Here is a 24,214-nt window from a genome sequence, read left to right on the forward strand (position 1 = left end):
GACTTGTTTGTTGATTAAATTGAACAGCAGCCGGGGTAGGACGCCAATCTCAGCCCCGGTTTTTTATTCAATGCGCATAGAACGCCGCTGGCAATAGCTTTGATTTTTTCATTGTTCCTTATTTTTCATTGTTCATAACTATGGTTGGATAACGATCCGGTTACCATTCTCAATTCTATATTTAATCCTTGTTTTTGTGAGTCCTTTTAACACCTGCGATAAGGTGAGGTTCCGGCCTATTTCCCCGGTGAATACCCGTTGAGGAATGTTGCCTTCGTATGTTACTTCTACGTTGTACCAGCGCGACAGCTGGCGCATTACTGTAGGAAGATCTGCATCATTGAAAGAAAAGAACCCTGCTTTCCAGGCCAGCACTTCTGACAGGTCGGCATGGTCCAGCACCTGGATCGATTGCCCCTTTGCGGCTACCCTGGCTTGTTGTCCGGGCTTCAGCATTTGTTGCTGCTGCTGCACGCTTACCCGCACTGCCCCCTGCACCAATGTAGTATTGATAGTGGCTTCGTCTTTATAGGCGTTAATGTTAAAATGTGTGCCCAGTACATCGATGGTAGTATTGCCGGCCTTTACATGGAAAGGCATCTTATCATTTTTCACCACTTCAAAGTACGCTTCACCGGTAACGGTTACACTTCTTTCATTGCCGGTAAAGGCAGTGGGATAGCTGATAGAAGAGGCGGCATTCAGCCATACGCCGGTGCCGTCAGGCAAAATAAGCTGGTATTGTCCACCCATCGGGGTGCTCATGGTATTATATAGTATCTTATCCTCCGCACCGCCGGTGCCATTGTAGGCGAGCTGGCCGTTACTTAGTTTGGTGATCCGGGTATTGCCCTGTTGCGCCAATACGCCGTTACCCGCACTGTCGAGCGGTATCTGGGAGCCATCAGAGAGGGTGAGTACCGCCCTGTTGCCGCCCGGCGCAATGTCTTTTACCGGTGAAGTGGCTACTACAGCCGGAGGAGGAGTTTGTTTTGAGAGGTAATAAGCGCCGGTTGCTAAAACAACGATACAGGCGGCAGCCCACCAGTAGCGTTGCAGAAAATAGACCCGGTTCCTGGCAGGCAGCGTTGCCGGCTGCTGCACAAGTTTATCGGCATCCAGTATTTCTTTTACGGCCTGCTGCCAGTAGGTGCGGTCGTAATCCGTATTGGCAGCAGCTTCCAGCGGCCAGTTGGCATGATATGCATCCAGCTGCCGGACTATTTCCCCCGAATCATCCTCACTGATCAGTTGCAACAGTTCCCTGTACTCCCCGGTGGTGGCACGGTGCAGCCGTACCTGTTCCAATAAGTATGTTAGTCTTTCTGATGTGGACAACGGCCTCGTTTTAAAGCATTCGGAATTCAGTTGATATCGCCGGGAACTGCCTGGTTGCAGAAAGTCCCCTGCATATACGTACCGTAAGCAGCCAAAGAGTACCTATGTCTTTCAAAAAAAAGTTAAGAAAAATATAAAACACCCCATGCCAGCAGGAATAGCGGGAGGATGATACCTTGGCTGGTGAGGTATTCCCGGATAGATTTGAGGGAACGGACCAGGGAATTTTTAACGGTTTGCGGCGAGAGTTGCAGCTCACTGGCAATTTCCGCAATTTTAAGATCCTTTTCCCGGCTGAGCAGGTAGATCTTTTGCGCCTGCGGCGGCAATTGAAGGATGGCCTGCTTTACCAGCAGCGCCGTTTCAGAAAAAGCAATATTTTCTTCGGTAAGATTGGAGTGATCAGTGCTTTCACGGGTAATGATCTGGCTGGCTTTATTCCGCACGCCCTGTTTCTGCAACCAGCTGTAGCAGCGGTGATACACCATTTTGAAGATCCAGTTGTGGGGAACCATTACTTCTGTCAGCTTCTCCCGGCTGAGCCATATGCCCAGGAATATTTCCTGTATGATGTCTTTCTCCGGCCCTTCTACCTGTATAATACGGGCAATTACCGGCTTGATCTTAGGCACATACAGGTGGAATAATGCTTCAAATGCAGATTCATCCCCACCGGCAATTTGGTGGAAAAGTGCAGTTTCATGTACTGTGTCATTATTCATCCGTGTGTATCCAGTTCCCCTTAAAATTAAATATCACGCTATCTCCGTTAATCCAGCTATAAAAATAGACGGATTACCAGGTGTGATCGATAAAGATGTAGCTTGCAAAGTACAAAAAAATCGTGGTACCCTGTCAGGTGGGCAATTCCGGTTTGGGGAAGAAGATAATATCAGTGATCCATCACCACTACATTGGCCGTTTTTTTCTTCTTAGCAGAGGCCATTAACAGCAAAGGAAGCGCCGCAATAAATATAATACCTACCAGCAAAAAAGCATCGCTGAAACTCAGCAGGGTGCTTTGTTTTACCACTGAATTATCCAGCAGCTTCAGGGCTTTATGATGTGCATCGGTTGCCGTGGCGCCTTTGCTCAGAAAGAAATGTGCGTAGCTGTTTAGCCGGTTGGCTACGGCGGGGTTATCGGTAGTGAGATTGCTTACAAGATCCGACCGGTGTTGTGCATTCCGGTTGGCGAGATAGGTATTCACCATTGCAATGCCAAAGGAGCCGCCCAGTTGCCGCATCATATTATTTAATGCTGCTCCCTGCGGAATATCAGCCGGCGCCAGTGACGACACGGCCAGGGTGGTAAGCGGCACTGTTACCAGCGCCAGGCCCACGCCCCGCCAGATGAGGGAGGTAGTAATAGTGGCTGCGCCGGCGTCCTGGTTGAGCGCCGACATCTGCCAGCTGAAAAGAATAAATAACCCCATCCCTGCTACAATGAGAAACACCGGTGATACGCCGCGCTGCAGCAGCCGTGCAGAGATGATGAGCCCACCTATGGCTAAACACGCGCCGGGCAACAGGAGCATCCCCGTTTGCAGCGGCGTGAAATTAAGCAGCCGCTGTGCAAATACCGGTGTCAGGAAAACGGAGCTGAAAATACCCATGCCGGAAACAAATGTCAATATTGCGGCAATGCTCAGGTTCCTGCTTTTCAGTACGCGCAGGTTTACCACCGGGTCTTTGACCTGTAGCTCCCACCACACAAATGCGATGATGGCAAAAGTAGCGATCACAGAAAGCCAGGTGATGTAGGGCGCTTCAAACCAGTCGTCGGTTTCCCCTCTTTCCAATACGGTTTGCAATGCGCTCACGCCAACGGCGAGGAGCAGGATCCCGGTCCAGTCGATCCGTTTGGCCGGTGGCACATTACCGGGTTCTTTAAGCAGTATATAACAGAGCGTTGCTACGGTGATACCTATCGGTACATTAATGTAAAAGATCCAGGGCCAGGAATAAAATTCGGTGATGTAGCCGCCAAGGGTAGGGCCTATCGTGGGACCAATAAACACGCCTACACCAAAGAGTGCGCTGGCCACATTCTGTTTTTCTTTGGGGAACTGTTCAAAGATGATCACCTGCGATACCGACAGCAGCGCGCCGCCGCCAATGCCCTGGAGGAAACGGAATACTACCAGCATCCAGATATTGGTGGCTTGTCCGCACATCAGCGAAAAGAAGGTGAAGGCGATGATGGAGCCGATATAATAATTGCGTCGGCCCAGTTTCGCGGCGAGGAAGCCGGTAATGGGAATGATGATTACGTTGGCAATGGCGTAGGCAGTAATGACCCAGGAGGTATCTTCCAGCGTGGCGCCGAGGTTGCCACTCATATGCGATAAGGCTACGTTTACAATGGAGGTGTCTATCAACTCCATGATGGCAGCTGTAATCACCGCCAGGATCAGTACTGTCCGTTTCATTGCTGTTATTTAATATACCGTTTGGTATATTATTAGATAAATTTTTTATTCGCCGTTACTATTCATAGCGGCAAGTGCTGCTGCAGGATTGGTAAGCGATAACTGGTAAATCTGTTCGGTATCGCCTACACGGATTTCATAGTCATTTTTTCCGAGTGCAGTTAAAAGATCGGTGGCAACCTGTGAAGGAGGGATGCCTTTACTACCGCCGATGTCCTGCGATAAATCGGTGTTTACCAAAGGAGGCATCAGTTCAAAGATGTGCAGCTTGGGAAACGTTACCCGCATGGAGTGGGTGTAGGAGCGGAGGGCAGCTTTGGTGGCTGAGTAAGTGGCTATCCGTGCGCCCGGTGCAAAGGCAACGATAGATGTTACATTTACAATGGCGGCTTCCGGCTGTTTGGTGAGTAACGGCAATAATTTTTCGGTGAGGCGGATCACGGCGAAGAAGTTAGTGTCCATTTCTTCGACTGCCTTTCCCGCTGCATTCGCGTTTTCCGACAACTCATAGGCAAATGCGCGGCCTGCGTTGTTGATCAGGATATTTAAAGACGGATATTCCTCCTGGAGGGTGGCTACCAGTTGAGCTACCGCTTTATCGCTGGTTACATCGCTCACGATGCCTTTTACACCCGGTAGTTGCTGCGTGGCCTTTTCCAGGCGGGCGGCGTCCCTGCCGGTGATAATTACCTGGTTACCCTGTTGGGATAATTGCCTGGCTATTTCCAGTCCGATACCTGCGCTGCCGCCGGTAATAAGTACAGTATTTCCTGTTGTTTTCATGTGTATTGTTTTTATATACCGATCGGTATATTTATAAAGAAAAAATTTGAGTTAAAGTTCGTCCACCATTTTTGCGACCGACTGCATAATGGCGTTGCGGTAATTCATTTTACCGGTTAGTTTGGCAATCATGATGCAACCTTCAATAGTGGCGATCATCGTGAGAGCGGTTTGTTCTGCATTTACATCTTCACTGAATTCCCCTTTCTCTTTTCCTTTTTCGATCAACCCGGTAATACCGGCCTTCCACGAAAGAATGGCATCAATTGCTTTCTGTTTTAATAAAGGATGCGTGTCGTCTGCTTCAACCGCCGTATTGAGGATGGGGCATCCGCCGGCGGGGAACGGGTGTTTCAGGAAGTTTTCATAAATATGCACATATACCATCAGTTTGTCCCTGCAGGTGGTTTTTTTGTCCATTTCCTGCCGGATAATGCTGGTCACCTTTTTCAGGTTGTAATCAAAGCACGCCAGGGCCACTTCGTCTTTACTGGCGAAATTGCCGTAAATACTTCCTTTGGTCAGCCCCGTGGCATTCGTCATATCATTCAGAGAAGTACCGGTGTAGCCCTTCTCGTTAAAAACAGGGGCCGTCATCTCCACAATAAACTGTTTTGTTTTCTCTGCCTTGTTCATATCCCTCTTTCTTTTGACACAGCAAAAATATACCATTTGGTATAAAATGAAAAATATATTTTGGAGAGCCCGTGAATTCATTGATTCTCAGGCTCTCCAAAATATAACACTTATCGGTTGCAGCTACTTCGAAATAATCCTTTCTTCCTGTTTACTGGTGAGCAGATCAATATCATTTACTTTCTCCGGAAACCAAACCATCATTTCTCCCTTGCCCCTGTTGGCCCAGGCGTAGTAAGGGATGGCGGTAAATGTTTGTTGCGTGGTGGAAACAGTAAGCCCGTTGTTGCTCACATGCACTGCCGGTACCTGGCTGCTGATAACGGTTACGCCATTCAGCAGTTCCGGCCGCCACGCGGTAGCGAAAACAGCATCGGAAGGAATGATGATATTGCTGGTACTGCCATTGTTATCGGCCCATTCGCCGCAATAAACAATAGGCCCGCGTTGCAGGGCCACTTTGCCGGCATCTTCTTTCACCTTTTCATTTGCTTTTATCTTTCTTACTTCCATTGGTAACACTACTTCTACACGGTCATTTTTTTTCCAGGTCCGCGCAATCACAGCGTATCCTTTTTCCATATTATAAGTAACGGGCACACCGTTTACACGGATAACAGGCAGCGGGGTATTGTTGCCGGTAAAGGTGTATAAACCGGAAGGAACGGCTGTATTCTGCGCCCATCCGGGAATGCGTACCAGGAAATTAAATGCCACCGGCTTTTTGGCAGGAGAGATGTTAAATACCAGGTCGCCATTCCAGGGATATTGATTTTGCTGGTTAATGGAAACGGTGTTGTCGGATACTTTCAAAGTAGCGCGACTGGCAACAAAAAGATTCACGTATACATTATTATCTTTTTGCGCATACACATAACCGGGAATAGAAGGGATCAGGCGGGTAAGATTGGTAGGGCAGCAGGAGCATTCAAACCAGCCGGCACGTTCGGGTTCCAGGTGTTTGTGTGAAAAGGAATTTTTTACCTGCATGGCGTTGCTGTAAAAGAAAGATTTGCCATCAAGCCCCAAACCTGATATGAGCCCGTTGTATAACATCTTCTCCAGCACATCCATATATTTTGCATCCCCGTGCAGCAGGAACATGCGGTAATTCCAGTACACACCGGCAATGGCTGCACAGGTTTCATTATAAGCGGTGGTGTTGGGCAGTTCGTAGTTGTCGCCAAACCGTTCCCCGGAGGGTACGGCGCCCAGTCCGCCCTGTACGTACATTTTGTAGGTAACCATATTCTGCCAGATGGTATCTACTGCCTGCAACAGGCTTTTGTCGCCGGTTAATGCGGCTACATCGGCCATAGCAGCGTATAAGTAGCCAGCCCGCACGGCATGTCCTTCTACTTCATATTGTTCGGTAACCGGCTTATCATCCTGCCAGTAAGTCCCGCTTTTCCAGGGATCTTTGCTGTTGCTGTCATAGCCGGTATAGCGACCGCGTTCTTCAATAAAGAATTTCGCCGTTTCCAGGTATGCCGGCTTGCCGGTGATGCGGTAAAGCTTTACCAGGCCCATTTCCACAATTTCATGACCCGGCGCTACATGCTTTTTTCCCGGGCCGAATACACTGCATACGAGGTCGGCATTTTTGAGGGCGATGTTCAGCAACGTTTTCTTTCCCGTAGCATAATAATGTGCAAAAGCGGCCTCATACAAGTGGCCGGCGTTGTACAGCTCATGGCTCCCTTCCCGTTCCTTTACCCATCTCTCCGGTCCGGCCCATGAATGCGGCGCCGCGGGATTAATGGTTCTGGCGGTATACAGGTAGCCATCTTTTTCCTGCGCATTGGCAACTTTAACGATCAGTGAATCGATGTAGTTGTCCAGCTTTTTGTCCGGGAAAAGGCTCAGGGAGAAGGAAGCTCCTTCAATTGTTTTGTAGATGTCGGTATCATCAAACGGAAAGGTGGTACAGAACTTACCTGAACGGGCCGCTGCCATTTCAAAGTTCTTCACCCGGCCTGTATTTTCACAGCGCTCAAACGAGGCGGGAATGGTAACCAGGTGATTTGTACGCAGGCGTGGCAGCCAGAAACTGTCTGTGAGCTGTACCGCCGTGAAGTTGACCGATTTAACCGGGTAGTCCTTTACCTGCGCCCATGCAGTGGAGGCCGCGCAGATACTGATGAACAGGCATATCTTTTTCATATAACAGATTATAACGTGAAATTTATCCAAAGGATGGGGAGCTGGGTGGACAGGTGTTCCCGCTCCGGTATCCCGGTTGAAAATAGTAATTTTTATTTATTAATCGTCAAATTGACAATTAATTTTACAACCGCATGAAATCAGGGAATAGCGGACAGGAACCGGCATTCCGCGGCAGCAGCCGGAACAATCATCTCCCGGAATTTTCCATAACATTAAAGGAAGGGGTATTTTTTACTGCATTTTTTCCGGTGGCCTGGTTGTTGTTGCTTACCATACAGCAACAAAATGGTCGTCCGGCTGTTTTATAACACAGGTAAAAGCTCATATTATGAAACATATTGTCATTATCGGCGGTGGATTTGCAGGCATTAACCTGGTCAGGAAACTGGCCCGTAACGATGAGTATACCGTTACACTGGTAGACCGTAATAACTATAACTACTTCCCGCCGCTGGTGTACCAGGTATCCATGGGCTTTTTAGATCCTACAGATATCAGCTATCCGTTCAGGAAACTGCTGCGTAAAAATAAAAATGCCCGTTTTGTGATCGGGGAATTTCTGAAAGTAATACCGGAAGAAAAAAAGGTGGTGCTTTCCACCACTGAACTGAAATACGATTACCTGGTACTGGCTTTTGGCACTGCTACCAATTATTTTGGAATGGAAAGCGTGCGGCGGAATGCAAAGCCGGTGAAAACAGTGAATGATGCCCTGGAACTACGCAACCACTTCCTGCAGATAATGGAAAAGGCGGCGCTGACCACCGATCCGGTGGAAAGAACAAAGCTGCTCACCATTGTGGTGGTAGGCGGCGGTCCTACCGGTGTGGAAGTATCCGGCTTACTGGCGGAATTAAAAAGGGAAGTTGTTCCGAAAGATTATCCCGAAATAGCCGGGAAAGGATATGAATCGCATATTTACCTGGTAGATGGTATCTCCAAAGTACTGGCCGCCATGAGTGAGCAGTCGCAGCTGGATGCCTACGATGCGCTCATCAGGATGGGCGTGGAAATAAAGCTGGGTATGCAGGTAAAAGATTATGTAGATGATACCGTGATTTTTTCCAATGGAGAAACCATTGCCACCAAAACCGTGGTATGGGCAGCCGGCGTAACGGCTACCATCACGGAAGGTATCCCGGCGGAATGCTATGGCCGCGGGAAAAGACTGATAGTGGATGAGTTCAACGAAGTAAAAGGAATGAAGGATATTTTTGCCATAGGCGATATCTGCATTCAAACTACTGATCCCGCTTTTCCCGACGGGCATCCGCAACTGGCACAGGTGGCCATACAACAGGGCAGCCACCTGGCAGATAATTTTGTGGCGCTCGCAAAGCACGGAAACCGCAAACCGTTCCGTTATTATGATAAAGGCAATATGGCTATTATAGGCCGCAATAAAGCCGTGGCAGACATTCCCAAACCCAAACTCCACTTCAAAGGTTTTATCGCCTGGTTTATCTGGCTTTTCATCCACCTCACCTTCCTGGTTAGTTACGGCAACCGGTTCAAAACACTCTACAACTGGGTGGTGGCCTACTTTACAAAGGACCAGTCGCTCCGGCTGATATTAAGACCACTGAAAAAAGAAGAGGTGAGTTGACCGTAAATATTTTATATTTTTTTCTGCCACCAGATATTGATAAATTAGCGCTACATGTAATGTCTTCGCTAATTTATCCCAAATGAAACGATTCGTATCACTATTTATCTGCTCTTTATTGGTCAATTCCCTGTTTGCACAATTTCCAGGTGCCAGCCATATTATTGATTCGATAACAAAAAGCAGCAATTTTAACGGGACAATAATCATTAAGAAGAAATCAGGAATAGTTTATCAAAAGAGTTTTGGCCTGGCCAACTTTCCGTTTAAAGTACCCAACACCATTAAAACAAAGTATAAAATTGCCTCTGTCACAAAGTTGTTTACCTCCGTGCTTATCATGCAGCTGGCTGAAGAGGGAAAGATAGATGTAACCAAACATATTATCGATTATCTGCCCGACTATACAGGAGAAGGCGGTAATAAAATAACCATCCGGCAGTTATTAAATCATACGTCAGGAATGCCCAATATTGATACCGTAAAATCAATAGAAAGCGCATTGAAAAATGGTATCCCCGTATATCAGCACCCTTTTACCACCAACGAACTTTTAACCCGCTATTGCAGCGATAAACCTGTAAACGAGCCAGGCAAAGTATTCGACTACAATAACGCGGATTATATTGTATTAGGGAAAATTATAGAAAGAATTTACCATAAAACCTATGACCAGGTGCTGACGGAGAAGATATTAAAGCCCCTGCACATGAATAACTCCGGGCTATTGTATCAGCAAAACATTGTTACCGGCCTGGCAGATACTTATTTCATCAGAGATGACCTGGGAAAACTGGTACCCGATTTACCGGTATACATGGAAAACTGGTATGCCGCGGGCGCCATGTACTCCGATGCCAACGACCTGTTGCTGTTTTCAAATGCACTCTTTGGCCGCAAGCTCCTGAAGCAGGCATCTTTAAATGAGATGTTCGCTCCCGGTCTTGATGAATATGGCTATGGCGTATGGGTATACAAAGACTACACGATCAACAAAAAAAATTATACCATAGTAAAAAGACCCGGCCGGATAATGGGCGCACAGAGTATGTTGTTTCACATCGTCGAAGAAGACGCAACCATGCTTATACTCAGCAATACCGGAACCACCAGCCTGGATGACCTGGCCGCGAAAATAGCAACGAAAATTATTTGAGTAATATCGTTGGCGACAGTAACTTGCCGGCTGATGGCAGTATATATTAACTTTATGACATGATCGTGAATAAGCCGGTTCAATACGAAAAAGGTACTTATGTTGGTACAAAAATAAAGGAACGGACCTTTGGTAATATCATTACCAGTGAAACCGCGTTTGTGCCTGATACGTCTTCCGCATATCACTATCATGCCAACCCTCATTTCTCTCATATACTGGCCGGCGGAAGTAAAGAGATCCGGAACGGTAGTTCCGATATACAATATGCAGGAAAGGGACTGTATTACTATCCCGGTATCGCACATCAGAATGTTGATTACCGCCCCGGCACACGGATATTTAATCTTGAACTGGACGCTACATTTTTCAATACATTCGGGTTATCACTTCCTTCGTCGTCGCTGATGTTTGAAAACAGCCACCAACTTAATACGGGTGGGCTTATCAGGATTATGAAAGAGCATTACCTCGATGATGCGGACTCGCGGATGGCAATAGACCAGCTGTGTATTAACCTGGTGCATCCCGCTAAAGAAGGCGACGCCTGTTTCCCTGAATGGACGAAAAAGATAAAGACGGTGATGAATGATTATTGGAACCAACCGTTGTCACTCTCCCTGCTGGCCGCTCACCTGGAGCTTCATCCCGTTACCATTTCAAAACATTTCCCCCGGTACTTTGGCTGCTCGGCAGGTGAATACATGAGACGGATGAAAGTGGAACGCGCGTTTCCTTTAATAAAGCAAGGCAAATATTCGCTGACTGAAATTGCCTATGAGTGCGGGTTTACAGATCAGGCGCACTTTACCAAAACATTCCGTCATGTAACCGGTCTGCTTCCGAAGCAATACAGGAACATCTGACCGGAGGCTAATTTTATACAATTTTCAGAACTTCCCGCTTACTAGCTTTGTCCGGTAAACAAAGCGGTTATGTCTAAAAAAAGAAAAGTGCAGTTGTTCCTGCTGCTCATAACAAGCACACTATATGTTACCGTTGCGCAGGCGCAACAGAACAATGAAAAGTTGCATCAGCTATTTGATCACTACTATAATGAACGCATGCAGCTATTTCCCACAGAAGCCACATCTGCAGGCGATCACCGTTATGACGATTTATTGTCGAACGACGGCGCCGGTTCCCATATCGCCGCTACCGGTAAATTCTATCAGCAATACCTGGACGCATTAAAAAAAGTTGACCGCACCAGCCTGAATACCCCGGACAGGATCTCTTACGACATCCTGAAAGATATTCTCACCACCGGCCAGGAATCGCTGCAGCTGCACCTGGAGTATCTGCCAATGAACCAGTTTGTATCTACACCGCTGGAACTGGCGCAATTCGGATCGGGGAGCAGCGCACAACCCTTTAACACGGTAAAGGATTATGAGCACTGGGCAAAACGTATGACTGCATTCATGGACTGGACCGACACCACCATCGCCAATTTTAATAAAGGTATTCGTGCAGGTATCGTACTCCCTAAAGCACTCGTATTACAAATGATTCCACAGATGGAAGCACTGGCGGATAACGACACTGCCAGGAATGTATTTTATAAGCCGCTGTCGCAGTTCCCGGCTTCATTCACCGCCGCAGAGAAACAACGGATCACCACCTTGTATCACCGGGTTATTGCCACCAGCATGGTCCCCGCTTACCGCAAGCTGGCCGTTTACCTGAAGGATACATACCTTCCCGCGGCGCAGGATCACGCCGGGCTGTCCGCCCTGCCGGGAGGGGACCGGATTTACCAGTACTACCTGCGTTTGTATACCACCTCTCCTGGTCTTACCCCGGAAAAGGTGTACCAGACGGGTTTGGAAGAAGTGGCGCGTATTACAAAGGAGATGGAAACAATAAAAGCAAAGGTGGGATTCAAAGGCTCTTTGGCTGATTTCTTTCATTACCTGAGAACAGATGCCCGCTTCATGCCATTTAAAACGCCGGAACAGGTACTGGATGCGTATCGCACTATCAACAATAAAGTGCAGCCGGCATTGGCCGCATTGTTTGGACATCAGCCCAAAACTCCTTTTGTGATCAAAAGGGTGGAGGCTTACCGGGAAGCCTCGCAGGGCGGTCCCTTTTACATCAAGGGCAACCTGCAGGAAAATATACCGGCCACCTTTTATGTACCGGTTCCGGATGCCACAAAGATCAACGTTACCTTTCAGGGCATGGAAGCCACCTTTATCCATGAGGCAATACCCGGTCATCATTTTCAGATAGCGTCCCAGCAGGAGAATAATGATATCCCCGCATTCCGGAGGCAGCCGGCTTTCTATGCTTACTTTGAAGGCTGGGCATTATACTGCGAATCACTTGGAGAACAACTGGGTTGCTATACAGATCCCTTCCAGAAAATGGGTGCGTTGAATATGGAAATTCACCGGGCTATCAGGCTGGTAACAGATGTGGCTATTCACACCGGTAAAATGACGCGCGAAGAAGCCATCGCTTATATGATGCAGCATGAATCCATCAGCGAGCCGGTTGCCACTGCCGAAGTGGAACGCTATATGGCCATGCCGGGACAGGCACTGTCTTACAAAACCGGTGAACTAAAGATCAAAGCACTGAGAGATACACTGGCGGCAAAACTGGGTAGTAAATTCAGCCTGAAAGATTTTCATGACGCCCTGCTCGGGAATGGAGATATGCCATTGAATGTGCTGGAAGATTATATGAACAGCTGGGCGCAAAGTTATAGTGAGAAATAACACGTTACCGGAAGAAATGAAACAATTGGCCTGCTAATCAGGTTATTATCAGAATATTAAGCCGAAGTACCTTACTTCGGCTTTTTTTATGCGCGCAATTGCCTGCCCTGCGGCCTTGTCGCAGCCGCTATCTGACCGCCTGATAGAATATATTCCAGGACCAGTCTATCTGCAACATCACTGCAGCGCTATCGCAATAGTCTATAATAATTTCATGAAAGACTATGGCGATAAGGGCTTTAACCCCTGACCAGATTCTATTTCTATTTCATCCATTCAATTAACTACTTATCCATGAACACTCTTGAACTGCTTCGAACTAAATTCAATTATCCGTTCCCGGCCCTTAAAAACCCCTATGCGGACCAGTTGCAGGAAATTACAGAAACGCAATGGATAGACGGGGAATACTTATGGCTGTATGAGCAAAATCCGGACCTCCGGAAAAAGTACAAGAAAACTAAAACGGCCCACATCGCCTCTCATTGGTTCCCTACGGCTTCGTTTGAACGGCTGAAACCCATATGCAGGCTCATGCTCTGGACCTTGTACAACGACGATCTGTATGAAGAAGGGACTCCTGAGGATATCGGGTATGTACACGACAGAACAGTGGCTATACTGAAGGGTGAGATAGGAGCTGCTGAAGCAGAAATACCTCTGGGTAATATGCTCGAATCGTTACGTCAGGAACTATTGCAGTTTATCCCGCAGGAATCGATCATTCGTTTTTCGGAAATGATCAGCCGGTATTTTGCCGGCCTGAAAATGGAGCTTACGTACAAAAGGAATAAGACCTTCCCCACTGTGGCAGAATGTATTGCCCTGCGGGAAGATTCCATTTGTCTCTACCCCTTCCTGCAATTAACAGAAGTCGAAACAGAAATAATCTTACCACCCGAAATACACCAGCATCCGGTGATCCGGCGCTTGCAGGCACTTGCCTGCCACCTGGTAACCTACTTCAACGAGGTGCAATCGGTGAATAAAGACGAAGCAACCGGCAGTATTTATTATAACATTGTAAAGGTGATCCAGCATGAGTACGGAATCTCCCTGGAAGAAGCGTGCCTCGAAGACCTGCGTCTGCATAATGAAGACCTGAAAGAATTTGTCACCTTGCAGGCTGCCTTACCCGACTTTGGGATATGGCAGGATGCCGTGGTTAACTGGGTGCACTATATGAGCATGGTGCTCAGCGGCTGGAAAAATGTATCTACTAAGCTAGACCGGTACAATGGAACTGCTTTCCCCAATGCTGCGGAGCTAAGAGAGAAATTCAACCAGGTGTAAGTAGATATTGAAATGGAATAAACCTGTTACCGTTATACATTTTATAATCTACAAAACTCAAACTTCAAACAAGATGAGACCAGAAGAGTTTAATTCAAAAGATTACCTGCCACATGGCTATTATCCCTGGCCGGACCTTATCAGTCCACATGCAGAACAGATGGGGAAAGATATGGATGGCTGGATTGATAATGACTACACTTTTTTGACTGAAAAGCAACGGGAAAAATACAAGAGAATGAAGCTGCATGTCTGCACTGCCCGTATGTGGCCGGACTTAACCTATGAGCAAAGTATTCCCTGCAATAGGTTCATGCTCCAATACGTGGCTTTCGACGATCAGGTGGAAAATTCGTCTCTTGAGGAAATCCAACAGCTACGGGATCGTTGTACAGCCATTCTCAAGGGCGATCAACCAAGGCCGGAAGAAAACGCAATCTATCAACATATGGCATTGATCAGGGATGAATTCCGTGCTTTGATGCCTGAAATATGGGTGGAACGCTTTATTTACTATTTCTATCAATCCGTCAGATATGGGATTGAATTGGAGTATCCTTATAAAATAGCCCAGCGCCCACCGTCGCTCACTCTTTTCAAAACCATTCGTGAGTATTCCGTTCTTATGCGTCCGTATCTGATCTTTGGTGAAATTGAATCGGGCCTTGTGCTGCCAGAACATATCTTTGAGCACATTGTCGTTCAAAAGATCATATCTCATATGACCCTGGTTATTGCGTGGCAAAACGACATTCATTCCCTGCCCAAAGAAATGGCGAAGGGAACAGAAGTTTTTAACCTGGTCTTTGTATTGCAGCAACAATATAATCTTTCGCTGGAGGATGCCTGCAAAGAGGCCTTCCGCATACACAATGAGGAAATGGCGGAATTACTTACTTTACACACAGAGTATCGTGAGTTTGGTGAATATCAGGAACACGTTGATAAATTCTTTTATTATGCAGGAGTCGGGATCCAGGGAGTAAATACTTTTTATCTGCAAACGGAAAGATATTTACATGGAGGAGTTGGTTTCGCCTGGCCCGAGGAGGGTCGTACTGCAAATATTCAGGCAAATGGAGGCTAAGTTTCCCTGACTGTTAGCGATTTTATTCGATTGTGAGCGAGTTTGATTGATTTGACTCGTCCTAAAACAACTATCCCTGTTTGCTTGTAAGCGTGGTGGAAAAATGCTTTCTTTGCGGGAAATTCATCCAACATGACTGGCATTTTGAAGACAGGGCTTATCGCATTGCTGATTTTCTCTTGTAATATTAGTGTTTTTGGACAAGCAGACAGCATTGATTTTTTTATCCAAAACCAGATGCAGAAGCGCAGAATTCCCGGGTTACAGCTGGCGATTGTAAGGCATGGGAAAATTATTAAAACGGGCAATTATGGACTGGCAAATCTGCAGGACTCCATTCCGGTAAGCGACAAAACTGTTTTTACTATTAATTCAATCACCAAGGCATTTACAGGTGTTGCAATTGTTCAATTAGTGGAAGCCGGAAAATTAAAATTGGATGCACCCATTTCTGAATACCTCACAGACATACCTGACGCATGGAAGCCACTAACGGTTCAGCAACTCTTGTCGCATATTTCGGGAATCCCGGATATTGTAAATGAAGAGGAATCCGTTTTAATAGCCGATGATCCGGAGGAAGCCTGGAATAAGATACTTCGAATGCCAAATGAATTTAAGGCTGGAGAGAAATTTAGTTATAACCAAACCAATTATTTACTACTCGGCCGCATTATCGATAAATTAAGCGGTATGTCTTTCCAGGAGTTCATTACCAAACAACAATTGGAAAAAGCAGGGATGTTGAAAACTATACAATCTGGTTTTGGGGCTACCAAAAACATTGTAGCCCATGCAGCTTGTAGTTACCAATATCAAAAAGGCCAACTCCGGAATATGTTCTTTTCGTTTCCTCCTTTTTTGCAAACGGCTGCCGGAATGAGTTCAACAGCAAAAGAACTGGCGGACTGGATCATTGCCTTACAAAGTATGCAGTTATTAACACAACCAGCAAGCCTTCGGGCACTTTGGACACCTGCAGTACTGAATAATGGCGAAACAAGTGGCTTTAGCAGTTTACTTAATGGTTATGCTGCAGGCTGGCCGGTTGTTAAAAGAACAGATCATCCGGCCCTGGCGCCTGTTGGTGGCAATCGTTCGGCTGTATTTGTATATCCCAATGATGACCTTTCCATTATTGTGCTTACAAATCTCTCAGGCGGGACACCGGATGTATTCATTGATGAACTCGCCGGATTGTTTATCCCGGATATGAAAGAAGCGAATGGTTTTGGCCTTTCCACATCCCTGAGAGCATTAAAAATTACCTTAGATAAGGTGGGATATAAAAATGCCATAGAAGAAGTAAAGAAACTGAAGAAAGCAAATACTGGCTTTACAGTAACGGAAAAAGAAATAAATGGTTGGGGATATAAACTGATCCCACAAAAAAGGATCGCTGATGCGCTGGAAATATTTAAACTGAATGTTTATTTATATCCCACAAGCGCTAATGCATTTGATAGCCTGGGCGAGATCTATGAAGAACTGGGCAATAATGTATCCGCTCTTAAAAACTATGAACAGTCCCTGAAACTGGATCCTCAAAACAAGAATGCAGAACAACATATAAAACAGCTTAGATCTGGTAAATAAGGTGCGGCATCGTATTCAGCTATTTAAGCTACTCATGGATAGCATGCAGTACAAGTTCAGCTAATAGATCCAGTGAATTATTATTCTTCTCACCGGCGTAAAAAAGGGTATCTAATTTTATCTGCTGATGAAAAGAGCGTGCTATTAGCTGGCAATCGCCTGGTTGCCAGCTATGTTTTGGTAAAACCCCAATGGTCAATTTCCTCATGCTCTGCATTCGAAGTATTACTCCAGCGCCTTCTTACGCTCAATTCTTTCCTTAGCTTCAATGAAGAGATGATGTATTTTTTTCTCCAGTTCTTTTTTAGGAGATAGTTCTGTCCAATATTCAGCTACCATGATCCCATCCTTGTGCATTTCCAACAGCTCAACTTGTTCTCGTCTGCTTTCGGCACATAAGATTAAGCCAATCGGGGATTGTTCTCCTTCTTGCTTTTCGCCCGACTTAAAAAAGCCGTTAAGTTAATATATACGCTGGAAACGGGTTTTGCCGAAAATAAAAATGGACAAACCGAGATGAATTTCGATTTGTCCACTTTAGTGCCCAGAACTGGATTCGAACCAGCACACCCTTGCAGGCGCTGCGACCTGAACACAGTGCGTCTACCAATTTCGCCATCTGGGCAACTGATATTGTGTCAGGGGTTGCAAAGATAAGCAGCTAAAACATTCTACCAAATATTTTTGCAAAAAAATACTAAAATCTATTTGAAACACCCATACGCGACTTCCAAACGGGAAAGGTCACATTCCAGTGCTGCACGGTCCCAATGCCCTGTGTTGGCCGCCGCTTCATAGGTCGATTGCATGAATGCCAGCAACGTTTCCTCCGGATTTGCAGCCTGTTGTACCAGTTCATAAGGCAGCATAAATTCTCCCATCTCCTGGCTGTAAAAGGCGCCGGCGGGTTGAACGGGTTGTTCGCTGAAGGCAGGAGGAACAGGGTAGCAGTAGGCATAAAAAACGGCATGCGGGTACTGTTCACTGCCCGGCCAGAATCCACAGGAACTCACCTCTTTGGAGTAGGCTTCCCGCATTACTGCCGCCGGCATATTAGGCGCTTCTCCCTGGTGAGGAGGCGCATCCCTTCCGGAGAACCGGGTTACCGCCAGGTCAAAGGCGCCCCAGAAGAAGTGGACCGGGCTGCATTTGCCGGTGAAGCGCGTTCTGAAACGGGTGAAGATATTGTGGATCTTGACCAGGGCCTGCCAGAAGTCCTCCATTTTCTGCCGGTCGTACGACTGATGCACCTCATCTTTCTCAAACGGAATGGCGTCAGCAATTTCGCTGGGTACGGTGTAAATAGTTACATCAATATCCAGCGCCTCCAGCTTTTCAAATAACGCGTTATAAAAGTCGGCTACTGTTCTGGGGCGCAGTTCCAGCGTTTCTCTTTTACCGGTGCTGGTAATGATAATCAGCTGATGCTGCATGAAGTTAAAGTCGATCTGGAAGATGCCATGCTGGTATGGCACGCTCCCGGTGCTGAGCCCATCCGGACTTACATACAGCGTTACATGCCACGAGTGATTTAACCACGGCATTTTCCGGAGACGGATCTTTCCCACTATCTGTGTCCACAGGTGCACGGTAGCTAATGTATCTTTCCAGTTGTTGTAGGTGAGTACAGGCCACTGATCCTGTTTGGGATTGGCATTTTGCATAGCGAATGATTGAAGGGTAAGAAGTTCAGTGACTATTTAACAAAAAGGAAGCAGGGAATGTTCTGTCCGGAAAAGAGGGTGGGATTGAATGAACCAGGAGTTGAAACGGTTATACATTACCACATCCGGATACCTTTATAAGTTGCCTGATATCTTTGATGCAGATTTTTTTGCTGTGTGAGGTTAAAATGCCGGCGGACTTAAATTCAGTCAAAAACCTGACAATATTCTCTTTACCGGTACCTACCATATTGGCAAGGTCGCTACGGGAAATATTGATCATAATATCTTCCCCGGCTGCTGTTTCTTCTTTAAACTTTTCGCGCAATACAATTAATGTAATCGCCAGTCTTTCTTTAACAGAGCGCTGCGCAAATACAGAAATACTGTTTGCCAGTACTGTAAATTCATGACTGAGGATTTTGAGCAATCTGCGTGGCAGTACGCTGGACCTTTCCATAATAGCCATAAAATCTTCTTTGGGAATGAAGGCTATGATACTTTCCTCTATGGTAGCAGCGGAGTCCGGATAACGCTCATCCGCTAAAATAGCATGATACCCGATTAATTCGCCTGCATTGGCAACGTATATAATTTGCTCCCGGCCATTCTGGTCAACCTGGTACTTTTTAACCTTCCCTTTTTTTATAAAGAAAATACCGGAAGCAACAGCTCCCTGTCTGAATATTACTTCCCCTTTCCCATAACGCTGTTCCTGCATATGGGTATGGAGCGCTGCATATTCATCTTCAGGCAGATTACTCAGGATGGATTGAGATTTAAAATTCCATTTATAGATGGGAAACAGACCTTCTAAACTCATAGAAATGACCCACTGGGCGAAAAAGTGATTTTTTGCAGTTTTTTAATTGAAAAGTATCAATGAAACCGAATACCATCAAAGGTACCTTTGCAATATGAAAATATCAACTATTTCCCGTCCGAGGATTAATTTCACAGACAATCATGAGTGGATTGATTTAAATGGTAGTGTTGGTTTTGTAGGTGTTTCTGCACATAGATTGAAAGGGATTAAGAATATAGTTAATATAATATGGCATAACCCCAAAGGCATTATTGAGAAAGGAACCATTATTGCTGAAATTCACACCGCCGATCAGATTATTCCTGTACATGCACCGGTCGGCTGCAAATATCTTGGCAGGAATCAAAAACTTTCAGGAAATCTAAACCTTGTATTGGAAAGCCCGCAGGACAACGGCTGGATTTTTTTCGTTACTCCGCTGAAATTCTACAACCAGGAGTCACTTCTTTCTCCGGAAAACTATCAGAAATTAATACGCTCCAAAGTTGCTAATCAGTAATGGAAAACACGCTGATGAAACCGGCCTGGTATCTGACAGATGCATCTTTCGACTGGCTGTTCCCGGAAAGGATTCAGCAAATGTCGAAACGGCATTGGACTCCCGTGGAAATCGCCAAAAGCGCCGCTGCTTTCCTGGCATCTGAAAGAAATGGAAAGATCCTCGATATAGGAAGTGGTGTTGGAAAATTTGCGCTTATCGGCGCTCATTACTATCCCGGATCAATTTTTTATGGCGTGGAACAAAGAAGTGAATTACATCATTATGCACTGGCTGCAAAAGAATACACGAAAACAATTAATTCAGAATTTATCAATGGTAACTTCACACAGGTTAACCTGGCAGATTATGATCACTTCTACTTTTACAATGCCTTCTTTGAAAATTTAGACACCAGGAATAGAATAGATCAGCAGATTGATTATTCCACCAGTCTCTATCAATACTATTCCCGCTATTTGTACAGGGAACTGGATAATAAACCTGCAGGAACCAGGCTGGTAACCTTTCACAGCCTGGAAGATGAAGTGCCTCCGGGTTACAGGCTGATAGATGCCTCTGAAGATTTTTTACTGAAAATGTGGATGAAGAAATAAAAAAAATAATACGCCGGGACATGACAATAGATAAATATGTAGCCACAATAATTGAACAAATCAGGGTGGCAAAAAATAATGCAGAAGTGAAAGATGTTATCCAGGTATCTGTCAATAACATGAGGGAGAAGAAGAAGAATGGATTTATAGTACAACGATGCCTCAACAAATTAGAGACAGCATTGGAAGGAATTCCGCCGCTTGAATGTAGTAGTGAGCAATGGAGTTGCTACCGTTTTGCACTTATCTGCATCAGAGATACATCCGTTAAGCAGGTCACTCCGGACCAGAAGAAAATATTGTGATGAAGAAATCCAATTTTATTGCGGGCATTTTAAAGAATAAATGTCCCCGTTGCAGAAAAGGGAAATTGTTTAAAAATGATAATCCTTACCAACTAAAAAGAGTCCTGGATATGCACGGTAACTGCCCCGTGTGTGGCCAGCGGACAGAACTGGAAATAGGATTCTGGTATGGAACCGGATACGTTAGCTATGTGCTGGCGGTGATGTTCTCCGTGTTTAACCTAATATGGTATTGGCTGATTTTTGGTATAACCTGGAGAGATGACAGCATCTTTCATTGGCTGATCGTTAACGGGATTATATTAACGCTTTCAATGCCCTTATTAATGCGATTGTCCCGGACGCTATACCTGACCTTCTATGTGGGCCATGATCCTGAAGCTGAAACGCGGAAGCAAAAGGAGAGCGTGTTGTCTTAAATTCCACTTGTTTAATAATGCTCCCCGTAGCGGGCATGTCATTTAACCAACCATCATCTGAGCGCTGTGATACATTTTATCACGGCGTTCAGATATTTTATACCAGTGAAGTATCTTTTCGCCCTCGGTCAATTATAACTTAATCCAGAATTTTAGCAGATGATCTATATCCGTGCCCACAATATGATATCCATGTGGTGCTTCCGTTTCGGCGCCGTGGTAGGTGGCAAGCCTTGTACCCGCCGGCATTTTTTCAAGCTGGGTATACAGGTACCTGTTATATTGATTATACAAAGACCTTGAATAAGTAAGTTTATCGTCTATTTTATAGGTGCCGGGAAGATTTTCATAAAAGGAATTGAAGAAGTAAAAGTGATCGTACTGGCTGAAATCCAACTCTGTTAAATTACCATACATGCAGGTAACATTGTTAAGCCCCACCATTTCTTTGGCAATGAAAGCATAACGTACCAGGTCGCTGCGCTGCTCAATGCCGTAAAAGAAAGCATCCGGGTTGTAGTAGGCGCCTCCCAGGCAAAATTTCCCCGGCCCGCTGCCAATGTCCAGTATTTTGGCACCCGGTGTGGCAGCCAGGAATTTAGATGCCTTCTGAACTACCCTTAAGGGAGTCCAGTGCCTTTGTGCCAGTGCCTGTATGTAAAGGGGATAAAGATGATGAAAGTTGGCGTCTGATTCAAACCACTTATCTGAATGCCCACGTAATGAAGTTGATGATGTAAATGACATGTATTATACTACGGTTTACAGTTGAAATATTGACTTGCAGATAATCTTATCTCCCTGCTTTAGTCATATCCCCAAAGGTATCTATCATTCAATAGCGCTGCGGTGAAATTTATCACCCTGAAAAGTGAGTTTTATCAACTTTAAAAATGTTAATTTTGTATGCGATGAGTATCAAGGGTATATTTCCAATAGATAAATGGGATTTCAAAAGTGAATCCATCCTTGCGGATCTGCCGCCGGATGTTTATGAGATGCTGATAGCCCATAAAAGCGAGCAGATATACAAAAAGAATGAAGTGCTTTTCCGGGAAGGGTCATATCCATCCGGCATATTTTATATCACCAAAGGAAAGGTCAAGAAATATAAAGTTGACAATGACGGTAAAGAGCAGATCATTTACCTGGCTAATACAGGGCAGCTGATCGGGTATCATGCCATCTTATCGGAAGACCGGTATCCGGATTCTGCAGCCGTTATAGAAGAGAGCACCATCGCATTCATTCCCAAAGAAGATTTCCTCAAGGCGCTCGACTATTCCCCCTTACTGAACAACAGGCTACTCAAAACTTTAAGCCATGAATTTGCGGTATTGGCAAACAGCCTGACCATGTTCGCCCAAAAGACCGTAAGAGAAAGACTGGCACTGCAATTAATCATTATCCGGGAAAAGTATAAGGAAAATTATGTAGAAGGAATGTCGATAGAAATAAACATAAGCCGTGAAGACCTGGCCAGCCTTGTGGGTACTGCCAGGGAAAATATCGTAAGAGTATTAACTGAATTCAAAGAAGATAATATACTGGAAACAAAAGGAAGGAAAATTATGATAAAAGATGTTGGTAAGTTGATTAAGATAGCCAACTATAAATAGATGCCGCCAATCAATTATCAGCTGGTTGCGTCACTATTTTTTTATCCTGAATCCTGATCCGGTGTACCATTTTGGATAACCTCACCCGGAAAGCGTCGTAGAACATCGCAATAACCAGTACCGCCGCCGGTAAATAAAAGGTAACATACTTAAATTTCAGAAACATATATCCCCCCGCAATTCCACCTGTCAGGAAAAAAGTGATGATAACGAGCCGCAGGATAATTTTTTTCCTGACCGTTGCAACGCTTTTGCCAGAAGTGGATATCCATGTGTACAGGTCAATACCAAGATCTGTAAACATCCCGGTCAGGTGTGTAGTTCTAACCACATACCCGGAAATTGTGGATACCAGGGCATTCTGCATTCCCATTGCAAATAGCAGGCTGCCGGCAAAGTATTCTGTTTTGATAATAGATTGATCAAAGGTATATCCAAAACTACCTACCAGCACAAGGATAATGATCTCGCATACGATAGGTATTGCATAACCAAATCTTTTGTGCTGTCCTGCTTTGCCGGTGCAGAAGCTTGAGAAAAATGCTCCGGCAAGAAAAAGTACCAGCCATAAACCAACCATTCGTGCAGACCTGAAGTCACCCGTTGCCAACTTATGCGCCAGTAATGCCGCATGGCCGGTTACATTGGTGGTTAGTACCGCAAAAGCAAAGAAACCGGCCGCATTTACTACTCCGGCAGTAAAGCATAAAAGTACGGCGAGCCGTAAATTATGCCGGTAGTTTCTTTTTCTTCCTATATGACGCAGCATCTGTTAATATTTACGCAGGTAGATTACATAACCTTCAGGTTATCTTTTTATCCACATTTTCAGGAGAAAATCTACCGTACCATCCACAAGCTGGTAACTGGGAGGGATTTCGTCTTCCAGGCTATGAAACGTCACTAACCTGGTACCACTGGGTTTGTTGTCCAGTCCTTTGAACATATAACGTGTATAATAGTTATACAGGCTTGTGGAATATTCGGTATCCTGGTCTATTTGTCCCTCATCAACCAGGTTTTCAAAGAACGCATTGTAAAAGTAAAAGTGATCAAAGTCGTTAAAATCTACCTGTGTAAAATTACTGTTGATAAATTCAACATTCCCTGATGCGGTCCGTTCCCTGGCTGCCTGCGCAAAATGATATAATTCTTTTCGCTGCTCTACACCATAAAATGTAGCTTCCGGGAATTGATGTGCTCCGATAAGACAAAACTTACCCACACCACTTCCTATATCAAGTATTCTTTTCCCGGTTCCGGAAGCCAGGAATTTGGCCGATTTTCTCGCTACCTCCATAGGTGTCCAGTGCCGCTTGGATAATTGCTGTATTCTCTCAGGATACAGCCAGTCAAATGCTGCATCACTCACATACCACGTTGGCCCGGATATAATATTTTCCATGTTTATTGCTGACTATTTTAGAAAGAACAGGTTGCTGGTTAGCAAAGAAAGGTTAACCGG

The 24,214-nt window shown here is 45.5% G+C and carries 25 protein-coding genes and 1 tRNA gene; 14 read left to right on the plus strand and 12 right to left on the minus strand.

All coding sequences use genetic code 11. The features are described from left to right. Positions 1 to 138 precede the first annotated feature (138 nt). The 6 genes from V7S65_RS00925 to V7S65_RS00950 all read right to left on the minus strand — a co-directional run bounded on the left by V7S65_RS00925 (position 139) and on the right by V7S65_RS00950 (position 7,351). Positions 139 to 1,338, minus strand: a complete 1,200-nt coding sequence (locus V7S65_RS00925; RefSeq protein ID WP_336386528.1) for a FecR family protein — start codon at positions 1,336 to 1,338, stop codon at positions 139 to 141. Between the two features lie 122 nt (positions 1,339 to 1,460). After that, positions 1,461 to 2,060 carry a sigma-70 family RNA polymerase sigma factor gene (locus V7S65_RS00930; RefSeq protein ID WP_111580545.1) on the minus strand — a complete coding sequence of 200 codons (600 nt, stop codon included), beginning with the start codon at positions 2,058 to 2,060 and terminating at the stop codon, positions 1,461 to 1,463. A gap of 170 nt (positions 2,061 to 2,230) precedes the next feature. Beyond that, positions 2,231 to 3,769: a DHA2 family efflux MFS transporter permease subunit gene (locus V7S65_RS00935; protein ID WP_336386527.1), complete on the minus strand. Its 1,539-nt coding sequence runs from the start codon at positions 3,767 to 3,769 to the stop codon at positions 2,231 to 2,233. A 45-nt stretch (positions 3,770 to 3,814) separates the two neighbouring features. Next, the gene (locus V7S65_RS00940) at positions 3,815 to 4,552 is read right to left on the minus strand and encodes an SDR family oxidoreductase (RefSeq protein ID WP_111580543.1); all 738 of its coding nucleotides are present in this window, start codon (positions 4,550 to 4,552) and stop codon (positions 3,815 to 3,817) included. Positions 4,553 to 4,603: 51 nt separating this feature from the next. Continuing rightward, on the minus strand, positions 4,604 to 5,188 hold the full coding sequence (locus V7S65_RS00945; protein WP_336386526.1) for a TetR/AcrR family transcriptional regulator: 585 nt from the start codon (positions 5,186 to 5,188) through the stop codon (positions 4,604 to 4,606). Between the two features lie 123 nt (positions 5,189 to 5,311). After that, positions 5,312 to 7,351 carry a glycoside hydrolase family 127 protein gene (locus tag V7S65_RS00950; protein WP_336386525.1) on the minus strand — a complete coding sequence of 680 codons (2,040 nt, stop codon included), beginning with the start codon at positions 7,349 to 7,351 and terminating at the stop codon, positions 5,312 to 5,314. Between the two features lie 134 nt (positions 7,352 to 7,485). Between V7S65_RS00950 and V7S65_RS00955 the strand changes: the two genes are divergently transcribed. The 9 genes from V7S65_RS00955 to V7S65_RS00995 all read left to right on the plus strand — a co-directional run bounded on the left by V7S65_RS00955 (position 7,486) and on the right by V7S65_RS00995 (position 16,821). After that, positions 7,486 to 7,662, plus strand: coding sequence for a hypothetical protein (locus tag V7S65_RS00955; RefSeq protein ID WP_336386524.1), 177 nt, complete (start codon positions 7,486 to 7,488; stop codon positions 7,660 to 7,662). A 20-nt stretch (positions 7,663 to 7,682) separates the two neighbouring features. Continuing rightward, positions 7,683 to 8,960: an NAD(P)/FAD-dependent oxidoreductase gene (locus V7S65_RS00960; RefSeq protein WP_079468680.1), complete on the plus strand. Its 1,278-nt coding sequence runs from the start codon at positions 7,683 to 7,685 to the stop codon at positions 8,958 to 8,960. 82 nt (positions 8,961 to 9,042) lie between these two features. After that, entirely contained in the window at positions 9,043 to 10,116 is a 1,074-nt protein-coding gene (locus tag V7S65_RS00965) for a serine hydrolase domain-containing protein (RefSeq protein ID WP_336386523.1), read from the plus strand. A 59-nt stretch (positions 10,117 to 10,175) separates the two neighbouring features. Further along, complete coding sequence (locus tag V7S65_RS00970; RefSeq protein WP_235015884.1) at positions 10,176 to 10,982, plus strand: AraC family transcriptional regulator; 807 nt, start codon at positions 10,176 to 10,178, stop codon at positions 10,980 to 10,982. 69 nt (positions 10,983 to 11,051) lie between these two features. Beyond that, on the plus strand, positions 11,052 to 12,845 hold the full coding sequence (locus tag V7S65_RS00975) for a DUF885 domain-containing protein (RefSeq protein WP_336386522.1): 1,794 nt from the start codon (positions 11,052 to 11,054) through the stop codon (positions 12,843 to 12,845). An 88-nt stretch (positions 12,846 to 12,933) separates the two neighbouring features. After that, on the plus strand, positions 12,934 to 13,095 hold the full coding sequence (locus V7S65_RS00980) for a hypothetical protein (protein WP_336386521.1): 162 nt from the start codon (positions 12,934 to 12,936) through the stop codon (positions 13,093 to 13,095). Positions 13,096 to 13,139: 44 nt separating this feature from the next. Then, positions 13,140 to 14,138, plus strand: coding sequence for a terpene synthase family protein (locus V7S65_RS00985; protein WP_336386520.1), 999 nt, complete (start codon positions 13,140 to 13,142; stop codon positions 14,136 to 14,138). A 73-nt stretch (positions 14,139 to 14,211) separates the two neighbouring features. Then, complete coding sequence (locus tag V7S65_RS00990) at positions 14,212 to 15,225, plus strand: terpene synthase family protein (RefSeq protein ID WP_336386519.1); 1,014 nt, start codon at positions 14,212 to 14,214, stop codon at positions 15,223 to 15,225. Positions 15,226 to 15,357: 132 nt separating this feature from the next. After that, positions 15,358 to 16,821, plus strand: coding sequence for a serine hydrolase (locus V7S65_RS00995; RefSeq protein WP_336386518.1), 1,464 nt, complete (start codon positions 15,358 to 15,360; stop codon positions 16,819 to 16,821). Positions 16,822 to 17,362: 541 nt separating this feature from the next. On the opposite strand, the gene V7S65_RS01000 is transcribed toward V7S65_RS00995, so the two are convergent. From V7S65_RS01000 to V7S65_RS01010, 3 genes are all read right to left on the minus strand, one after another. After that, positions 17,363 to 17,446: transfer RNA gene (locus V7S65_RS01000), tRNA-Leu, on the minus strand. A gap of 79 nt (positions 17,447 to 17,525) precedes the next feature. After that, a complete protein-coding gene (locus tag V7S65_RS01005; RefSeq protein WP_336386517.1) occupies positions 17,526 to 18,485 on the minus strand; it encodes a DUF5996 family protein in 960 nt (319 codons plus the stop codon). A gap of 109 nt (positions 18,486 to 18,594) precedes the next feature. After that, positions 18,595 to 19,308 carry a Crp/Fnr family transcriptional regulator gene (locus tag V7S65_RS01010; RefSeq protein WP_336386516.1) on the minus strand — a complete coding sequence of 238 codons (714 nt, stop codon included), beginning with the start codon at positions 19,306 to 19,308 and terminating at the stop codon, positions 18,595 to 18,597. Between the two features lie 94 nt (positions 19,309 to 19,402). Between V7S65_RS01010 and V7S65_RS01015 the strand changes: the two genes are divergently transcribed. The 4 genes from V7S65_RS01015 (at position 19,403) to V7S65_RS01030 (ending at position 21,130) form a co-directional block, all read left to right on the plus strand. Continuing rightward, complete coding sequence (locus V7S65_RS01015) at positions 19,403 to 19,810, plus strand: hypothetical protein (RefSeq protein ID WP_336386515.1); 408 nt, start codon at positions 19,403 to 19,405, stop codon at positions 19,808 to 19,810. Beyond that, positions 19,810 to 20,406, plus strand: coding sequence for a methyltransferase (locus V7S65_RS01020; protein ID WP_336386514.1), 597 nt, complete (start codon positions 19,810 to 19,812; stop codon positions 20,404 to 20,406). Before V7S65_RS01015 ends, V7S65_RS01020 begins: the two co-directional genes overlap by 1 nt. Before the next feature lie 20 nt (positions 20,407 to 20,426). Next, a complete protein-coding gene (locus tag V7S65_RS01025; protein ID WP_079468657.1) occupies positions 20,427 to 20,711 on the plus strand; it encodes a hypothetical protein in 285 nt (94 codons plus the stop codon). 110 nt (positions 20,712 to 20,821) lie between these two features. Further along, complete coding sequence (locus tag V7S65_RS01030; RefSeq protein WP_339544976.1) at positions 20,822 to 21,130, plus strand: hypothetical protein; 309 nt, start codon at positions 20,822 to 20,824, stop codon at positions 21,128 to 21,130. Between the two features lie 132 nt (positions 21,131 to 21,262). On the opposite strand, the gene V7S65_RS01035 is transcribed toward V7S65_RS01030, so the two are convergent. After that, positions 21,263 to 21,877, minus strand: coding sequence for a methyltransferase domain-containing protein (locus tag V7S65_RS01035; RefSeq protein WP_336386512.1), 615 nt, complete (start codon positions 21,875 to 21,877; stop codon positions 21,263 to 21,265). Between the two features lie 164 nt (positions 21,878 to 22,041). Between V7S65_RS01035 and V7S65_RS01040 the strand changes: the two genes are divergently transcribed. Next, positions 22,042 to 22,749 carry a Crp/Fnr family transcriptional regulator gene (locus V7S65_RS01040; RefSeq protein WP_079468654.1) on the plus strand — a complete coding sequence of 236 codons (708 nt, stop codon included), beginning with the start codon at positions 22,042 to 22,044 and terminating at the stop codon, positions 22,747 to 22,749. Positions 22,750 to 22,759: 10 nt separating this feature from the next. Here the strand turns inward: V7S65_RS01040 and V7S65_RS01045 are convergent, their stop codons facing one another. Both V7S65_RS01045 and V7S65_RS01050 read right to left on the minus strand, forming a co-directional pair. Continuing rightward, complete coding sequence (locus V7S65_RS01045; protein WP_336386511.1) at positions 22,760 to 23,518, minus strand: YoaK family protein; 759 nt, start codon at positions 23,516 to 23,518, stop codon at positions 22,760 to 22,762. A gap of 39 nt (positions 23,519 to 23,557) precedes the next feature. Continuing rightward, complete coding sequence (locus V7S65_RS01050; RefSeq protein ID WP_336386510.1) at positions 23,558 to 24,154, minus strand: methyltransferase domain-containing protein; 597 nt, start codon at positions 24,152 to 24,154, stop codon at positions 23,558 to 23,560. Positions 24,155 to 24,214: the final 60 nt, after the last annotated feature.

Origin of the sequence: Chitinophaga sp. CCNWYY40, assembly GCF_037483205.1 — a bacterium.
GTDB lineage: Bacteria > Bacteroidota > Bacteroidia > Chitinophagales > Chitinophagaceae > Chitinophaga > Chitinophaga ginsengisegetis.

Bases quoted from the DNA above. Each gene is read 5' to 3' on its own strand.
- V7S65_RS00995 (WP_336386518.1), top strand. From the start codon at position 15,358: ATGACTGGCATTTTGAAGACAGGGCTTATCGCATTGCTGATTTTCTCT.
- V7S65_RS00945 (WP_336386526.1), bottom strand. From the start codon at position 5,188: ATGAACAAGGCAGAGAAAACAAAACAGTTTATTGTGGAGATGACGGCC.
- V7S65_RS00960 (WP_079468680.1), top strand. From the start codon at position 7,683: ATGAAACATATTGTCATTATCGGCGGTGGATTTGCAGGCATTAACCTG.
- V7S65_RS00985 (WP_336386520.1), top strand. From the start codon at position 13,140: ATGAACACTCTTGAACTGCTTCGAACTAAATTCAATTATCCGTTCCCG.
- V7S65_RS00975 (WP_336386522.1), top strand. From the start codon at position 11,052: ATGTCTAAAAAAAGAAAAGTGCAGTTGTTCCTGCTGCTCATAACAAGC.
- V7S65_RS01040 (WP_079468654.1), top strand. From the start codon at position 22,042: ATGAGTATCAAGGGTATATTTCCAATAGATAAATGGGATTTCAAAAGT.
- V7S65_RS01035 (WP_336386512.1), bottom strand. From the start codon at position 21,877: ATGTCATTTACATCATCAACTTCATTACGTGGGCATTCAGATAAGTGG.
- V7S65_RS01050 (WP_336386510.1), bottom strand. From the start codon at position 24,154: ATGGAAAATATTATATCCGGGCCAACGTGGTATGTGAGTGATGCAGCA.
- V7S65_RS01010 (WP_336386516.1), bottom strand. From the start codon at position 19,308: ATGAGTTTAGAAGGTCTGTTTCCCATCTATAAATGGAATTTTAAATCT.
- V7S65_RS00930 (WP_111580545.1), bottom strand. From the start codon at position 2,060: ATGAATAATGACACAGTACATGAAACTGCACTTTTCCACCAAATTGCC.
- V7S65_RS00940 (WP_111580543.1), bottom strand. From the start codon at position 4,552: ATGAAAACAACAGGAAATACTGTACTTATTACCGGCGGCAGCGCAGGT.
- V7S65_RS00990 (WP_336386519.1), top strand. From the start codon at position 14,212: ATGAGACCAGAAGAGTTTAATTCAAAAGATTACCTGCCACATGGCTAT.
- V7S65_RS00980 (WP_336386521.1), top strand. From the start codon at position 12,934: ATGCGCGCAATTGCCTGCCCTGCGGCCTTGTCGCAGCCGCTATCTGAC.
- V7S65_RS01045 (WP_336386511.1), bottom strand. From the start codon at position 23,518: ATGCTGCGTCATATAGGAAGAAAAAGAAACTACCGGCATAATTTACGG.
- V7S65_RS01030 (WP_339544976.1), top strand. From the start codon at position 20,822: ATGCACGGTAACTGCCCCGTGTGTGGCCAGCGGACAGAACTGGAAATA.
- V7S65_RS01015 (WP_336386515.1), top strand. From the start codon at position 19,403: ATGAAAATATCAACTATTTCCCGTCCGAGGATTAATTTCACAGACAAT.
- V7S65_RS01020 (WP_336386514.1), top strand. From the start codon at position 19,810: ATGGAAAACACGCTGATGAAACCGGCCTGGTATCTGACAGATGCATCT.
- V7S65_RS00955 (WP_336386524.1), top strand. From the start codon at position 7,486: ATGAAATCAGGGAATAGCGGACAGGAACCGGCATTCCGCGGCAGCAGC.
- V7S65_RS00970 (WP_235015884.1), top strand. From the start codon at position 10,176: ATGATCGTGAATAAGCCGGTTCAATACGAAAAAGGTACTTATGTTGGT.
- V7S65_RS01005 (WP_336386517.1), bottom strand. From the start codon at position 18,485: ATGCAAAATGCCAATCCCAAACAGGATCAGTGGCCTGTACTCACCTAC.
- V7S65_RS00965 (WP_336386523.1), top strand. From the start codon at position 9,043: ATGAAACGATTCGTATCACTATTTATCTGCTCTTTATTGGTCAATTCC.
- V7S65_RS00950 (WP_336386525.1), bottom strand. From the start codon at position 7,351: ATGAAAAAGATATGCCTGTTCATCAGTATCTGCGCGGCCTCCACTGCA.
- V7S65_RS01025 (WP_079468657.1), top strand. From the start codon at position 20,427: ATGACAATAGATAAATATGTAGCCACAATAATTGAACAAATCAGGGTG.
- V7S65_RS00935 (WP_336386527.1), bottom strand. From the start codon at position 3,769: ATGAAACGGACAGTACTGATCCTGGCGGTGATTACAGCTGCCATCATG.